The 13,366-nt window shown below is 68.3% G+C and carries 14 protein-coding genes and 1 pseudogene; 4 read left to right on the top strand and 11 right to left on the bottom strand.

All coding sequences use genetic code 11. The annotated features are described in order from the left end of the window. The first annotated feature begins 16 nt into the window (after window positions 1-16). Complete coding sequence (gene darC, locus ACQKQA_RS02475; protein ID WP_427553136.1) at window positions 17-274, top strand: 2-hexyl-5-propylresorcinol biosynthesis acyl carrier protein DarC; 258 nt, start codon at window positions 17-19, stop codon at window positions 272-274. A gap of 96 nt (window positions 275-370) precedes the next feature. Here darC and inhA read toward each other — a convergent pair whose 3' ends face one another. After that, window positions 371-1,057: an isonitrile hydratase gene (inhA, locus tag ACQKQA_RS02470; protein WP_427553134.1), complete on the bottom strand. Its 687-nt coding sequence runs from the start codon at window positions 1,055-1,057 to the stop codon at window positions 371-373. A gap of 112 nt (window positions 1,058-1,169) precedes the next feature. Between inhA and ACQKQA_RS02465 the strand changes: the two genes are divergently transcribed. Next, the gene (locus ACQKQA_RS02465; RefSeq protein ID WP_427553132.1) at window positions 1,170-2,156 is read left to right on the top strand and encodes a GlxA family transcriptional regulator; all 987 of its coding nucleotides are present in this window, start codon (window positions 1,170-1,172) and stop codon (window positions 2,154-2,156) included. Here ACQKQA_RS02465 and ACQKQA_RS02460 read toward each other — a convergent pair whose 3' ends face one another. The 8 genes from ACQKQA_RS02460 to ACQKQA_RS02425 all read right to left on the bottom strand — a co-directional run bounded on the left by ACQKQA_RS02460 (window position 2,157) and on the right by ACQKQA_RS02425 (window position 9,941). Then, a complete protein-coding gene (locus ACQKQA_RS02460) occupies window positions 2,157-4,595 on the bottom strand; it encodes an alpha/beta hydrolase (protein WP_427553130.1) in 2,439 nt (812 codons plus the stop codon). It abuts the gene before it with no gap. 9 nt (window positions 4,596-4,604) lie between these two features. Beyond that, window positions 4,605-6,047, bottom strand: coding sequence for a TIGR01777 family oxidoreductase (locus ACQKQA_RS02455; RefSeq protein WP_427553128.1), 1,443 nt, complete (start codon window positions 6,045-6,047; stop codon window positions 4,605-4,607). 15 nt (window positions 6,048-6,062) lie between these two features. Then, the gene (locus ACQKQA_RS02450) at window positions 6,063-6,533 is read right to left on the bottom strand and encodes a hypothetical protein (RefSeq protein ID WP_427553126.1); all 471 of its coding nucleotides are present in this window, start codon (window positions 6,531-6,533) and stop codon (window positions 6,063-6,065) included. A 77-nt stretch (window positions 6,534-6,610) separates the two neighbouring features. Beyond that, window positions 6,611-7,516 (bottom strand): alpha/beta fold hydrolase, encoded by a 906-nt coding sequence (locus ACQKQA_RS02445; RefSeq protein ID WP_427553124.1) that lies wholly within the window; start codon window positions 7,514-7,516, stop codon window positions 6,611-6,613. Window positions 7,517-7,615: 99 nt separating this feature from the next. Beyond that, on the bottom strand, window positions 7,616-7,948 hold the full coding sequence (locus ACQKQA_RS02440; RefSeq protein WP_427553122.1) for a hypothetical protein: 333 nt from the start codon (window positions 7,946-7,948) through the stop codon (window positions 7,616-7,618). Between the two features lie 91 nt (window positions 7,949-8,039). After that, on the bottom strand, window positions 8,040-8,489 hold the full coding sequence (locus ACQKQA_RS02435) for a hypothetical protein (protein WP_427553120.1): 450 nt from the start codon (window positions 8,487-8,489) through the stop codon (window positions 8,040-8,042). Between the two features lie 168 nt (window positions 8,490-8,657). Next, complete coding sequence (locus tag ACQKQA_RS02430) at window positions 8,658-9,128, bottom strand: isochorismatase family protein (protein WP_427553118.1); 471 nt, start codon at window positions 9,126-9,128, stop codon at window positions 8,658-8,660. Window positions 9,129-9,353: 225 nt separating this feature from the next. Continuing rightward, on the bottom strand, window positions 9,354-9,941 hold the full coding sequence (locus ACQKQA_RS02425; protein WP_427553116.1) for a TetR/AcrR family transcriptional regulator: 588 nt from the start codon (window positions 9,939-9,941) through the stop codon (window positions 9,354-9,356). Window positions 9,942-10,091: 150 nt separating this feature from the next. Here ACQKQA_RS02425 and ACQKQA_RS02420 point away from each other — a divergent pair, with 150 nt between their 5' ends. Then, window positions 10,092-11,285: an MFS transporter gene (locus tag ACQKQA_RS02420; RefSeq protein ID WP_427553114.1), complete on the top strand. Its 1,194-nt coding sequence runs from the start codon at window positions 10,092-10,094 to the stop codon at window positions 11,283-11,285. A 3-nt stretch (window positions 11,286-11,288) separates the two neighbouring features. Here ACQKQA_RS02420 and ACQKQA_RS02415 read toward each other — a convergent pair. After that, window positions 11,289-11,372: pseudogene (locus ACQKQA_RS02415) on the bottom strand (cupin-like domain-containing protein); the annotation flags it as partial. Between the two features lie 144 nt (window positions 11,373-11,516). Between ACQKQA_RS02415 and ACQKQA_RS02410 the strand changes: the two are divergent. After that, window positions 11,517-12,254: a thioesterase II family protein gene (locus tag ACQKQA_RS02410; protein WP_427553112.1), complete on the top strand. Its 738-nt coding sequence runs from the start codon at window positions 11,517-11,519 to the stop codon at window positions 12,252-12,254. A 62-nt stretch (window positions 12,255-12,316) separates the two neighbouring features. Here ACQKQA_RS02410 and ACQKQA_RS02405 read toward each other — a convergent pair whose 3' ends face one another. Beyond that, a complete protein-coding gene (locus ACQKQA_RS02405) occupies window positions 12,317-13,300 on the bottom strand; it encodes a siderophore-interacting protein (protein WP_427553110.1) in 984 nt (327 codons plus the stop codon). Window positions 13,301-13,366: the final 66 nt, after the last annotated feature.

Genomic DNA, 13,366 nt, shown 5'->3' with positions numbered 1-13,366 from the left:
ATCCAACTGCAAGGGAATGACTATGGAAACGCTCGAACAACGTGTGAAAAGAGTAGTGGCGACCGAACTGGGCGCCGACCTGGCACAACTGCGCAACCAGGACTCGTTCGTCGAGGACCTGGGGGCGGACTCGCTGGCGCGGGTCGAGCTGGTGTCGGCCCTGGAGGCCGAGTTCGACTTCAACATCCCGGACGATGAAGCCGACGGCCTGCAGACTGTGCAGCAGGTACTCGACTACGTCCGCGAGGCCTGTGAGGAAGCAGTCCCGGCCTGACGTTGGTCCATCGAAGATGCGGCCAGGGCTCAGCTGGCCGAAAAGGTTGCTCTGGTCCGCATCTGGTTCTCCCTTCCTGCCTCTACAGGCGCTGTCTCAGGCCTGCCGCCACTGCTTCACCACCCGCTCGACGATCTCGCCGCGCTGCCTGAGAGCATTCGCTGCCAGCCGCTGGGCTTCTTCCACCACTGCCGCGGGCGCTGTCCGTGGGCTGCCGGCCGCGAAAGGCGGAGCCGGGGCGTACTCCAGTTGCAACTGGACCCGTTGCGCCGTGGCCTCGTCGAACAGTTCGCTGGCCAGGGTCAGGGCAAAGTCGATCCCGGCCGTGATCCCGCCGCCGCTCAACAGGTTGCCGTCGCGCACCACACGCTCCTGCACCGCGATGGCGCCCAGTGGCTCCAGCAGGTGGTGATAGGCCCAATGGGTGGTGGCGCGCTTGCCCTGCAGCAGCCCGGCGGCGCCGAGCACCAGGGACCCGGTGCACACCGAAGTGACATAGCGCGCCTGCGCCGCCTGTTGGCGAATGAAGTCGAGGGTCTGCCGATCCTCCATCAGCGGCCCGACCCCTGAGCCCCCGGGGACACAGATCACGTCCAGCGGCGGGCAGTCGGCGAAGCTTGTGGTCGGCTGCAGCACCAGGCCGGTGCTGGCGATCACCGGTTCGCGGGTCTTCCAGAGCAGATGCACCTGCACGTCCGGCAGCGAGGCGAGCACATCGTAGGGGCCGGTCAGGTCCAGTTGCTGGACGTTGGGGAACAACAGGAAACCGATCTGCAGTGTCATGGGTATCTCCCTGGAAAGTTCGAAGGTGCCTAGCCCGATACGGCTGGACGATTCGACTCTAGCGCCCTAGGATTTGGCGCATACGCCAACCTACCCACGATTTACGCCAGCCATGCCCCATACCCCGAAAACCGTTCAGGTCCTGACCTTCGCCAACGCCCAGGTGCTCGACGTCACCGGTCCGTTGCAGGTGTTCGCGTCGGCCAACGACCTGGCACGCAGCAAAGGTTTGCCACTGCCCTACGCGGTCAGCGTGATCGCCGCGAGCGATGGGCCGGTGCTCACGTCCGCCGGACTGGCGCTGCTGGCCGAGCCCTTGCCGGCGCCGGGCACGCCCTGCGACACCCTGATTGTCGCCGGTGGCTGGGGTGTCTATGTCGCGGCCGAGGACCCGGCGCTGGTGACCTGGGTCCGCCAGCAGGCCGCGCAGGCGCGGCGGGTGGCGTCGGTGTGCACCGGGGCTTTTCTGCTGGCTGCCAGCGGCTGGCTCGACGGGCGCCGGGTGGTGACCCACTGGACCCGCTGCGAGCAACTGGCGCGGCAATACCCGCGCTTGCGGGTCGAAGCCGATCCGATCTTCATCAACGAAGGCCCGGTCTGGACCTCGGCCGGCGTCACCGCCGGGATCGACCTGGCCCTGGCCCTGGTGGAGGCGGACCTGGGGCATGCCCTGGCGCTGGAGGTGGCCCGGCAACTGGTGGTGTTCCTCAAGCGTCCGGGGGGCCAGGCGCAGTTTAGTGCCACCCTGGCCCTGCAGAAACAGGGCAGCCGCTTCGACGACCTGCACGCCTGGATCGCCGAAAACCTCGGCCGCGACCTGAGCATCCCGACCCTGGCGCAACAGGCCGGCATGAGCGAGCGCAGCTTCGTGCGCCACTACCGTGCCGACACCGGCCAGACCCCGGCCCGGGCCATCGAGCAGATCCGCGTGGAAAGCGCCCGGCGCCTGCTCGGCGAGAGCACCGTGGCGATCAAGCGCATTGCCGTGCAATGCGGCTTCGGCAGCGAAGAAACCCTGCGCCGCAGCTTCCTGCGGGGCGTGGGGGTGACGCCACAGGCGTATCGGGAGCGTTTCGCCGCGCCGCCGACGTCTGGGTGATCAGGGCTCCAACAGGCTCAGGCGTCCGTCCTCGTAGCGCACCTCGCGGCCGATCCAGGCCGGGTCTACCTGGGGCAGCACCGCCGAAGGCTTGCGCAGTTCGCGCAGCAGGGTCGAGCCGTGTGACAGGCGCCCACCCATGCGCGCGATCACGGCCCGGGCCTGCTGGTAATGGGCATGACGGCCGGGATCGAGGGTTTCCTCCAACAGGATCTCGACCCCCAGTACGCCTTGGGCCTGCCCGGGATAGATCATGAAGCCGCTGGCTTGCTCGCTGCCTTCCCGGCCGTCCTGCCAGAAGCTGCCGCCACGGCTGCGCGCCTGCTCATGGGGGGCGAACCAGTAGCCGCGATCGGCCTCGGGCATGGCGTGGTGCAGGCGGAAAAAGATCCGCATCAGGTTGTCCCGGTACCACTCGCGCACTTGCAGGTAATAGCCGCGCAGGCCCGGCAATCCCAGGCGATGGGCCAGGGCGACGGCGCGGCTCCAGCGGGGGAAGGCCTGCAGCGGCAGTTCCGCGCCCTGCGGGCGCGGGGTGCCGGGGTCGGTTTCCCAGGGCAGGCGATGGGGGCTGTGTTCCAGGTTGTCGTAGGCGGTGGGCGGACGCCCCAGCCAGGCGCCGCCGCTGCTGGCCAGGGCGGTGGCGATGCATAGGTTGCCCTGGACCACGAACACATAGAAACGGCTGAACCAGTCCGCCAGTTGCTGGCCGTCGGCGCCGGCCCGGTGCAACTGCGCCAGCTCGTCGTCGAAACTCCGCAGACCGCGCTCCAGGCCCGGCAGATGGTCCCGGGCGATGTGCTGCATGCGCAGGAAACGCGGCAGCGAGCGCAGTAGCCGCAGCGGGCGCAAGGGCAGGGCCGGTGTCGCGCCGCCCACTTCGCCGGCGTAGCCGGAAGCGGGCAGGCCCCAGTCGGCCAGGCGCGCCAGGAACAGGTCGTTGTTGATGTAGGAGGCGCCACCGAACAGGGCGGTGAAGGGCTCATTGTCCTGCAGTACCCGGGCGTCCCAGCGCGCCATGATCGCCGGAATGCTCGCTGCCGCCCGACGCTGGCCGTACTCGACGAAGCGGCTGGGCTGCGGCGGCAGGATTTCGGCGATGTTGGCCGCGGTCAGGTGCCGGCGCCAGCCATAGTCGCTGATGGGGCGGTATTGCAGCAGCCACAGCTGACGGCCGTCCCAGGCCCATTCGATATCCCCGGGCACATAGTGGAAGACCTTCAGCACCCCTTGCAGGAAATCCCACAGGGCGCTGGCGCTCAGGCCGGCGGTCGTGGCGAAGGTGCCGCTGCGCCAGGCCGTGCCGAGGCGCGAGAGTACCGCCCGTTGGGGGCTGACCTGACCGTCGGCCAGGCATTCCAGATGGCCCTCGACCCATTCCAGCTCCACTGACAGATGGCGCACAAAGGCGATCCCGGACAGGCTCGGCTGGACAAAACGCTGCACCACCACTTCCTCGACCCCGTCCTTGCGCAGCGCATCGATCCGCAGGGCGACGTCGGTGCTGGCGACCCGCAGGTAAGTGGTGCTGAGCCCGGCATTGGCCGAGTCGGCCTGGTCCTCGCCGTAGCTGGAGGAGCGCACGGCCCACAGGGCCTCGGGCTGGCTGCCGAGCAGGGCCGGCAGGCGCGGGTCGCTGGGGCTGTCCAGGGACAGGGCGCCGGGCACCGGCTGGCCGGCCAGTTCCGCCAGGCGCAGGCGACCGCCCTTGGTGTGGGCGACGAAGCCCTTGTCGCCGGACTCCAGCCAGGCGACGAACGCGGCGGGCGCATCGATCCAGGGGTAATGACCCCAGCCCGGCTGGAGGCTGATCCGCAGGTCGGCCCGGGCCAGGATCGCCGACCAGGCCGCGGCCTGGGTAATCCCCAGCAGCCGGTCCTGGTCGCCCCAGACCAGCTCCACCGGGTCTGCGATCCACTCCAGCAGCGGCAGCGCGGTGTCGGCCCGCAACTGCTCCCACAACGGCACGAAGGCCCGGCAGCGGGCGTAACCCGAGCCCATGCGCCGGTACTGCGCTGGCGTCCACGGCTGCCGGGAAAACTTGTGGGCGAACCACTCGGGCCTGCGGCTGAGCAAGCCATGAATCAGCAGGCGTACCGGCAGCGGCGACATCAGCGCCGGCAAGCGTCGTTGCCAGAGAAAGGCCCCCACCGGCGACAGCAGCACACTGCGCGAGAAATGCCCGGGGCGACGTTGCAAGGCGTGCAGCACGATCAGTGCGCTGACCCCCACCGCGACAATGGCGCCGCCCGGGACGGTCATGCCCAGCAGGGCCTCGGCGTATTCGCCCAGGTCACCGCAGGGCGCTTGTGGGTTGTCGCCGAACCCCGGCAGTTCCAGGGGCTCTACCCGATAGCGCCGGAAGTGCGGCAGGGCATCGTCCCACCAGTTGGCGGCGCTGCCATTGCCCGCCAGCAGGTACAACAGGGGCTTGCTCATCGACAGTCCTCAGGTCAGGTCGCGCAGGGCGGCGTCCAGGGTCGGGTAACGGAAGCGATAGCCGGCCTGGAGCAGGCGTGCCGGCACCACCTTCTGGCCATCGAAGAACAGCTGGGCCATTTCCCCCGCCAGGGCCCGCACCGGCGCGGCCGGCACATGCAGCCACACCGGGCGCTTGAGCAGCTTGCCGGCGGTCTCGGCGAAGTGCCCCTGGCTCACCGCGTCCGGCGCCACCAGGTTGTAGGTGCCCGTCAGGGCAGGGTCGTCGATGGCCCGGGCCATCACCTGCAGCACATCGTCGCGATGCACCCAGCTCATGATCTGCCGGCCATCGCCCATGCGCCCGCCAAAGCCGAAGTAGAAGGGCATCAGCAAGGGTTTCAGGGCGCCGCCGGGACCGAATACGATGCCCAGGCGCAGCACTACCTGGCGCACGCCGAAGCGGGCCGCCGGTTCGGCGGAGGACTCCCAGCGCGCGCACAGGTCGGCCATGAAGCCAGTACCGCGCTCGGCGTTTTCGTCCAGGCTCTGGCTGGCGTCGCGCACGCCGTAGAAGCCGATGGCCGAAGCCTGGATCCACAGCTCTGGCTTGTGCCGGGCATGTTGCAGCCAGTTGAGCAGGGCCTCGGTGGTGCCGACCCGGCTGGCCAGCAATTGCGCCTGGCGCCTGGCCGACCAGCGCGGCCCGGCCACCGGGGCGCCGGCCAGGTTGATGATCACATCGAACACTTCGCCATGGCCCAGCTTGTCCAGGGAGCGCAGGCAGCGGGCGCGGCCGTCGAACAGGTAGGCGGCGCGCAGCGGGTCGCGGGCCAGCACGCAGACGGTGTGCCCGGCATCCAGCAGCTGGTTGACCAGGGTCTCGCCGATGAAACCGGTGCCGCCGGTGACCAGCACCCGCTTGCCGGGGCCGCCAGCGAAGGGATTGGTCGCCTGGCCCTGGCGCTGCAGGCGCAACGCTGCCAGGCCGTCGCGAATCCCCGAGGCGCTTACGCCGATGGCGAACAGGCTCAGGGCCCAGCCTTGCCAGCCCAGGTCGATCGGGTTCAAGGCGCTGGGCAAGCGCGACCACTCCAGCAGTTGCAAGCCGTACAGGGCGAAGAAGGCCCCGGCGTTGATCGCCAGCACGGTGTGCATGATGCGCTCGATGGCCGGCAACTTGCGGCTGCGGTCCTCCACCACGAAGTCCCACAGGGTCAGGCCGATTTCCAGGGCGAACAGCACGGCGATCGCCAGTGCCCAGACACCCTGGAAGGCCAGGTGGGCGATGCCCATGAACAGCACCCCGTAGAAGCACGAGCGCAGGGCATGGATGCCCAGCTCCTTGCGGGCGCTGTGGCGTTGCGGCAGGGCCACGGTGAGTTCGTGATGGTAGAGGGTGTCCAGGGCGCCGAGCACACCTTGGGCGAGCAACAGGGCGATGGCCCCGTGCAGGATTGGCAGATCAGCCACGATAGTGAAGTCCTTTTACGAGGGAAGAGCGCAGGTCCGGCGGTCGTGGCGGTACAGCCACAGTAACGGCGGCAGCAGGACCAGCAGGGCGAGGCTGTCGATCCACAGGTGGGCGTGCATGTGCATCTGCCAGGACAGCCACATGTCCTGGGGCGCCCACAGCAGGATGCCGGCCATCAGCCAGGCCCAGGCCGCCGGGCTGCGCAGGCGCGCGCCCAGGTGCACCAGGGCCAGCAGATACAGGGAGTAGCTTTGCAGCGTGGCGCCGAACAGCCCCAGCCACCAGATTTGCTGGGCCCGGCCTGGCGCGGGAGCGGCGGCGCCCCAGAAGGCGTGTTCGATGCTGGCGAGGTAGTCGTCGAACAGGGTGCTGTGGCCGGCCCAGGTCAGCAGCAGGCCGACCAGCAGATGGCCGGCGCCGGCGGCATACAGCCAGAGCACCAGGGCCCGGCGCAGGCCGGGTCGGGGAGAAGCGGCGGATAACATTCCATGTCCTGTGGGGGGTATCGAAGCCGCGCAGTGTACCGATTTTTCCCTGGCGCGCCTGCGCCCGTTGCCCCCCTTCAAGCGCCTTGCAGCAACTCCAGCAGGGCCTCGAGGGTGGCCCGGGGCGCTTCCTGGGGCACGTTATGCCCGACCCCGGGCAGCACGCGCCGCTGGTAGCCGGCCATGAACAGCTCGATGTCGGGGTCCGGCTCGATGACCGGGCCGACCCCGTCGTCGGCGCCGCACAGGGAAATAGTCGGTACGCGGATTGGCGGCTGTTGCGCCAGGGCCTGCTCGATGGCTTCCAGGTCCGGGTCGCCGGGGGCATAGCCGAAGCGATGGCGATAGGAGTGGATCACCACCTCGACGAAGTCCGGGTTGTCGAAGGACGGCGCGCTCTGCCCATAGAGGGCCGGGCCTTGTTCCCAGGTCGGCGACCACAGGCGCCACAGCAGCTCGCAGAGCTCGCGGCGGTTGGCGCTCAGCCCGTCCACCCCGCGCCGGGTATTGAAGTAGTACTGGTACCACAGCCGGTGCTCGGTCTCCGGCGCCCGGGGCTCGCCGGCCTGGGCGATGTCCTGGATGTTGTAGCCGTCGGCGCTCACCAGGCAGCGCACCCGCTCGGGCCACAGGGCCGCGACGATGCAGGCGGCGCGACCGCCCCAGTCGTAGCCGGCGAGGGCGGCCCGGGGAATGGCCAGGGCGTCCATCAGGTCCAGCAGGTCCTGGCCCAGCGCCGCCTGTTGCCCGGAACGCATGATGGCCGGGCCGGCGAAACGGGTTGGGCCGTAGCCGCGCAGGTACGGCACTATCACCCGATAACCGCGCGCCGCCAGCTCGGGGGCGATCTGGTCGTAGCTGCGCGGGTCGTAGGGAAAACCGTGCAGCAGGATCACCGGCTCGCCGCCTTCGGGGCCGTGGTGTTCGTAGGCGATGCGCAGGCGCGGCGTCTGGACGTACTGGACAGGGAGAGGGCGGCTCATGGCGGATCCAGTGGCAAGGAAAGCCAGAACCTTAGCTCAATCCGCGCGCCAGGCCAGTGCCTCGTTGGCCGGCGGGGCCTGTCTGCGTTCTTGGGCCGGTTATTTCTTCTTGCTGAATTTGCCGATCTTCCAGGCCCACTGGGTGCCGGTGGAAATGAAGTATTTCTCTTCGACTTGATAGGTCTTGAATATTTTTCGCAGCTCTTTGGTGACGAATTGGGTGATGTCGGTCTGGTGTGCGCCTGCCTTCTCGAACTCGGCGATGAAGGTGTTGGCGGTCAGTTTGGTTTCGGTTTTCTTGCGCTTGCCTTTGACCACCTTGGCGTAGTCGATTTTTTCCAGGGCCTTGCCGATCAGCTTGTAGGCATGGGTGCCGTGAGGCGAAGCCTTGGCATTCTTGAGATCGAAGGAGATATGTACGAAGTAACTCATGCCTGATTCCTCGTGGGCGTGGGAGTGGGGCAGAAAACGACAGCGGCCCGTAGCTCGGCGCGATGGCTCAAGCCACAGGCCGATGGCTGGCTCAGTCGTCGGTTTGCAGGATCCTCGGCCGACGATAGTTACCGGTGCTGATGCGCATGTAGTACGGCTTTTGCGCACTCAGCAGATGGGAGGTGGTCACCCCGGGCAGCCAGCCTTTGCCGCACAGGCCGCCGCCTTGCGGGTCCTGGATCACGGTCATGTCCACCACGCCCGCGGGGAAGTAGAAGGTGGCGGTTTCTTCGGCGGCGAAGCGGCCGATCAGGGTGCCATTGGCTTTGACCCCCACGTAGCAACCCATGGCGTTCATGCCTTCATCCCGGGTGATGACCACCTTGGCCGGGCCGGCGGATGGGCTCTGGTTGGCCAGCAGGCGATCCTGGGGGACCGGGTCGGCCTGGCTATGGGAAACCGCTGCGGAACGGACGAAGACGGTACAGGCGGAGGTGGACAGGGCAAGGGCCAGGATGGCCAGGGGACGCACGAGATACATGAGGATTCCATTTCCAGAGAGGGCAGCGCGATAGCCGATAGAAGTGGGCGCCGCCAAGGCAATGAATGATATCAACGTGATGGCATTGCTGCGATTTTTGTTGCAGGGCCGAACGCCTGATCGCGAGCCGGCTCGCTCCCGCCAAGTCATGAGCAAGGAGGCCAAGAGCTAGTAGCTAAAGAGCTCGGCGCGGGTGGTCAGGTGCTTGAAATGGTGCTGCCACAAGCGCACCCCGAGCTGGCCGCTGCGGTCCAGCGACGAGCCCACCGTCAGGTCGGTGATCAGGGTCGGTTGCAGGCCGGCGTCGAACAGCGCGAAGCCGGCGGCGAGCACGCAGGTCTCGGTCTGGATGCCGCAGACCAGCACCCGCTCGGGGGCCAGGCTGCGCAGGTAGTCGATGGTCTCGGCGGTGGGGGCGTAGCCATGCTTGATGAAGACCCGGTCGGCGGCGACCAGGCTGTCGTCGTCCGGCGCGGGTTGCCAGCCGAGCTGGCGGGCGAAGGGGGTTTGGCTTTCGTCGTGGCGCTCGACCGTGGCCACTGACGGCAGTTGGCCGAGCAGGGCGTCGATGCCGTCCACCAGCCAGTCCGGTGGGTTGAACGAAGGTTGCACATCGATGATCAGCAGTACCTGGCGCATGGCAGTCCTTGAGCAGGCCGGGCGGCCTATTCTGCCTGCAAACCGCCGTCGCCGCGAACCGTTCTTGCTGATACCCCACGTGGCCCCTGTAGCCGCTGCCGAGCGCCAGCGAGGCTGCGATCGGCCGGAGGCCGTGAACCGGGCAACTGGTTCTTCCTGACAAACCGCGGGCCCAGGTTTGGCGAGGACTGCGTCGGAATGCCGCCGACCTCGAGCGCAGCCTGGTCAGCGCACCCGCAACCCCTCCAGCAATACCGCCAGCCCGGCCAGGGCCTGTTGCAGGCGTTGCCCCGGCTGCTCGTCCCGGGCGATCCACAGCGAGGCGTCGAGCAGGCTGCCGTTGATCAAGCGTGCCAGGGCCTCGCTGGGGGCGGGGACGACCAGGCCGGCCTGCATCAGCTCATCGAGCAGGGCGCTCAAGGACCACACGCAGCGTTCTTCGCTGGCCTCGAACTGGTCCCCCAGCACGGCGCGGGCGTCCTGCAGCATGATGCGCCGGATCTCCGCCTGCTGGGCCATTTCCAGGTAGGTGCGGCAGCGTTGGGCAAAGGCGCCCCAGAGGTCGTCGGTGCCGCGGGAGATCGCGTCCAGGCGCTGGTCCATCTCGGCGTCGAGCTGTTCGACCACCGCCGCCAGCAGGCCTTTCTTGTCGCCGAAATGGTGGTACAGGGCACCTCGAGTCAGGCCGGCCTCGGCCGTCAGGTCGTCCATCGAGGTGTTGGCATAACCCAGGCTGCCAAACGCCTGGCGGGCACTGGCGATAAGTTTGCCGCGGGTTTCCTCGATCATCTCGGCGCGTTGACGCGGGCTCATGGCAGGCACTCTTGTGTGTGGGAGGAGACTGATAAAGGGTTTGACATACGGCGCGTATGTTTTCATGATTTTAACATACGCACCGTATGTATTTTTTCCCTGCGGTGTTTTTCTGGCAAGTTACCGCCCTCAGAAAAAGGTGTACCGACTATGGCAAATCCCTATCGCGAGCTGTTCAACGCCCCCGGCAGCCGCGCTTTCGTGGTGGCGGGGATGATTGCGCGGATGCCGATCTCCATGACCGGCATCGGCCTGATCACCATGCTCTCGCAACTCAAGGGCGGTTACGCGCTGGCCGGTTCGGTGGCGGCCACCTTCGCCCTGGCCACGGCGTTCTGCGCGCCCCAGGTGTCGCGCATGGTCGACCGTTTCGGCCAGGGCCGGGTGCTGCCGATCGCCGCGGGCCTGGGCGGCGGGGCGTTGCTGGCGTTGCTGCTGTGCACCCGTTTGCAGGCGCCGCTCTGGACGCTGTTCCTGTTCGCCGCCCTGGCCGGTTGCATGCCGAGCATGTCGGCCATGGTCCGCGCCCGCTGGACCGAGCTGTACCGCGGCCAGCCGCAATTGCAGACCGCCTACGCCCTGGAGTCGGTGCTCGACGAGGTGTGCTTCATCGTCGGTCCACCGCTGTCGGTGGGCCTGTGCGTGGCGGTATTCCCCGAGGCCGGGCCGCTGGCGGCGCTGCTGATGCTGGCCATCGGTGTCACTGCGCTGGTGGCGCAGCGGGCGACCGAGCCGCCGGTGCACCCCCATGAGCCTCAGCACCACGGCTCGATCATCCGTTCCGTGGAGCTGCGCCTGCTGGTGCTGCTGATGATCGCCATGGGGGTGATAGTCGGTGTGGTGGACGTGGTCAGCGTGGCCTTCGCCCAGCAGCAGGGACAACCCGCGGCGGCGAGCATCGTGCTGTCGGTGTACGCCATCGGCTCCTGCCTGGCGGGCATTGCCTTCGGCGCGTTGAAACTGGAGATCCCGCTGCCCCGGCTGTTCATGTATGGCGGCATCGCCACCGCGGTGACCACCTTGCCGCTGCTGCTGGCGAGCAACATTTTCGGCCTGTCCCTGGCGGTGTTCGTCGCCGGCCTGTTCTTCGCCCCGACCCTGATCGTCGCCATGGCCCTGGTGGAGAACATAGTGCCGCCGGCCAAGCTCACCGAAGGCCTGACCTGGTTGATCACCGGGCTGAGCATCGGCGTGGCCATCGGCGCCGCCGGTTCCGGCTGGCTGGTGGATGCCTTCGGTGCGCGCAGCGGCTTCTGGGTGGCGCTGGCGGCGGGGGCGGTGGTGCTCGGGGCGGCGGTGCAGAGCTGGCGCCGGCTGACCTGCGGCCAGCTGGCGCTGGCCTGAGGCTTACCCGCCGCGCCTGGAGTCGACCCAGACATTCACCGACAGCGAGGTGGACACCGACTCCACCTGATGCAACCAGCCCTCGGGAGCGGTCGACCAGGTGCCCCAGGGCCTGACGCCGATGGGGCACACGCCGACGATCGACGGTAGGAGTGTTGGCGGTGCCGCGACTAATTTGCCGTCCAGGCGGCACGTTCACTCCTTACCATCGTTTTTTTCAAGGGGAACACCGTGACCCAGCTGACGCTGCTGTGCCTGCCGTATTCCGGGGCCAGCGCCATGGTCTACAGCCGCTGGCGGCGCAAACTGCCGGAATGGCTGAAGCTTTCGCCGGTGGAACTGCCGGGGCGGGGCGCGCGTTTCGGCGAAGCCTTGCAGACCGACCTGGCGCCGCTGGCGCGGCAACTGGCCAGGGAGCATCTGGCACACACCCAGGCGCCCTACGCCTTGTTCGGCCATAGCCTGGGGGCGCTGCTGGCCTGCGAGATGGCCCATGCCCTGCGCCAGCTGGGCGGCGCCGAACCGCTGGCACTGTTCGCCTCGGGCACTGCGGCGCCGAGCGAGCGCCGCGAGTACGACCGCGACCTCTGCGAGCCGAAAAGCGATGCGCAACTGATCGAACAGCTGCGCACCCTCAACGGCACCAGCGAGGAGGTGCTGGCCAACCGGGAGCTGATGAGCCTGACCCTGCCGGTGCTGCGCGCCGACTTCTTGCTGTGCGGCAGCTTCCGCCCGCAACAGCGCACCCCGCTCCAGTGCCCGGTGCACGTACTGGGCGGCAAGGACGACCGGGCCAGCACCGAACAACTGATGGCCTGGCGCCGGGAAACCAGCGGCAGCTTCTCGCTGGACATGCTGGCCGGCGGGCACTTCTTTATCCATGAACACGAAGCCAAGGTGCTGCGCCTGCTCAAGGACCACCTGGAACCCCATCGGCGCCGGCACGGGCGGCTGGCGTTGGCCGACTGAAGAGGCGGCGAACACCGAAGTCCCGGCACCTGGCGCCGGGTCTTGTGGTGTGTGGGGAAGGATCAGTCCAGCGAGCGGCCCAGGCGCCAGTAGCCCATCAGCGCCAGGTTGCCGCGCTCCAGGCCGCGCTCGTTGATCAGGTGCCGGCGGATCTTCATCACCGTGCCCGACTCGCCGGCGATCCAGGCATAGAAGCTGTTGTCCGCAGGGGTCGCCGAATCCCAGGGGCGCAGCTCGTCGCTGTTCTCCTGGGGTTTCAGGGCGCGGGAGTGCCGGCTCGGCGCGGGCAGCTCGGCCAGTTCCCGGGCGGCATGCAGCAGCGCCTCGCCATGGCTGGCCCCCAGCACATCCCGGGGCAGCCAGCTCAGGCGGGTCTGGTGGTGGTGGCGCAGGGCCAGGCAATCGCTTTCGTGGGGCACCTCGATGAACGCCTGGACATCCGGCGGCACCGGGTACTCCATCAGGTCTTCGAGAATCCCGGCGATGGCTGGCAGCGCGGTTTCGTCGCCGATCAGCAGGACCTTGCGGATGCCGGCCGGCGGTTGCCATTCGTAGCCGCCGGGGTCGCCGCTGAAGGCCTTGTTGGGCACCGCCATCTGCAGGTGGTCGCCGACCTTGGCGTGGGTTGCCCAGCGCGACGCCGGGCCGTTGACCCCGTGCAGCACGAAGTCCACCTCCAGCTCCGCGGGCTCGGCGCGCAGGGCGCGGATGGTGTAGGTGCGCATGGGCGGCTGGCGGTCCGCCGGCAGCTTGCGCCGGGCCGCGTGCCAGTCGCCTTCGCGGGGCAGGTCGGGCGGGCAGCCGTCGGTGCCGGGAAACAGCAGCTTGATGCGCTGGTCCGGTGCCAGGGTGCGGGTGTGGGCGACGTCCTCGCCGCTGAACACGAAGCGCGCCAGGCTCGGGCTGAGGTCGATCCGCCGCTTGAGTTCGACGTTGATCAGGCGGTAGGCGCGGGGCTGGCGGCTACCGGCGCCGACCAGTTTGCGCAAGCCGTTCGCCAGGGGGCTGTTGGCCAGCAAGCCGGCCAGGGAGGTGGCAGAAGACATGAGGGCGACCTTGGGCAAGGGATGGTCTTGTCTTGACGAGTCGCCCACCGTGGAATTTAACGGCGG

The sequence above is a fragment of the Pseudomonas sp. NPDC089530 genome (assembly GCF_050280705.1).
Taxonomy (GTDB): domain Bacteria; phylum Pseudomonadota; class Gammaproteobacteria; order Pseudomonadales; family Pseudomonadaceae; genus Aquipseudomonas.
Note: the sequence above shows the minus strand (reverse complement) of the source record. Positions and strands in the feature narration are given on the sequence as shown.

Coding starts and splice junctions, on each gene's coding strand:
- ACQKQA_RS02405 (WP_427553110.1), bottom strand. CDS start 13,300: ATGTCTTCTGCCACCTCCCTGGCCGGCTTGCTGGCCAACAGCCCCCTG.
- ACQKQA_RS02445 (WP_427553124.1), bottom strand. CDS start 7,516: ATGAGCCGCCCTCTCCCTGTCCAGTACGTCCAGACGCCGCGCCTGCGC.
- ACQKQA_RS02420 (WP_427553114.1), top strand. CDS start 10,092: ATGGCAAATCCCTATCGCGAGCTGTTCAACGCCCCCGGCAGCCGCGCT.
- ACQKQA_RS02450 (WP_427553126.1), bottom strand. CDS start 6,533: ATGTTATCCGCCGCTTCTCCCCGACCCGGCCTGCGCCGGGCCCTGGTG.
- inhA (WP_427553134.1), bottom strand. CDS start 1,057: ATGACACTGCAGATCGGTTTCCTGTTGTTCCCCAACGTCCAGCAACTG.
- ACQKQA_RS02460 (WP_427553130.1), bottom strand. CDS start 4,595: ATGAGCAAGCCCCTGTTGTACCTGCTGGCGGGCAATGGCAGCGCCGCC.
- darC (WP_427553136.1), top strand. CDS start 17: ATGACTATGGAAACGCTCGAACAACGTGTGAAAAGAGTAGTGGCGACC.
- ACQKQA_RS02440 (WP_427553122.1), bottom strand. CDS start 7,948: ATGAGTTACTTCGTACATATCTCCTTCGATCTCAAGAATGCCAAGGCT.
- ACQKQA_RS02435 (WP_427553120.1), bottom strand. CDS start 8,489: ATGTATCTCGTGCGTCCCCTGGCCATCCTGGCCCTTGCCCTGTCCACC.
- ACQKQA_RS02465 (WP_427553132.1), top strand. CDS start 1,170: ATGCCCCATACCCCGAAAACCGTTCAGGTCCTGACCTTCGCCAACGCC.
- ACQKQA_RS02425 (WP_427553116.1), bottom strand. CDS start 9,941: ATGAGCCCGCGTCAACGCGCCGAGATGATCGAGGAAACCCGCGGCAAA.
- ACQKQA_RS02430 (WP_427553118.1), bottom strand. CDS start 9,128: ATGCGCCAGGTACTGCTGATCATCGATGTGCAACCTTCGTTCAACCCA.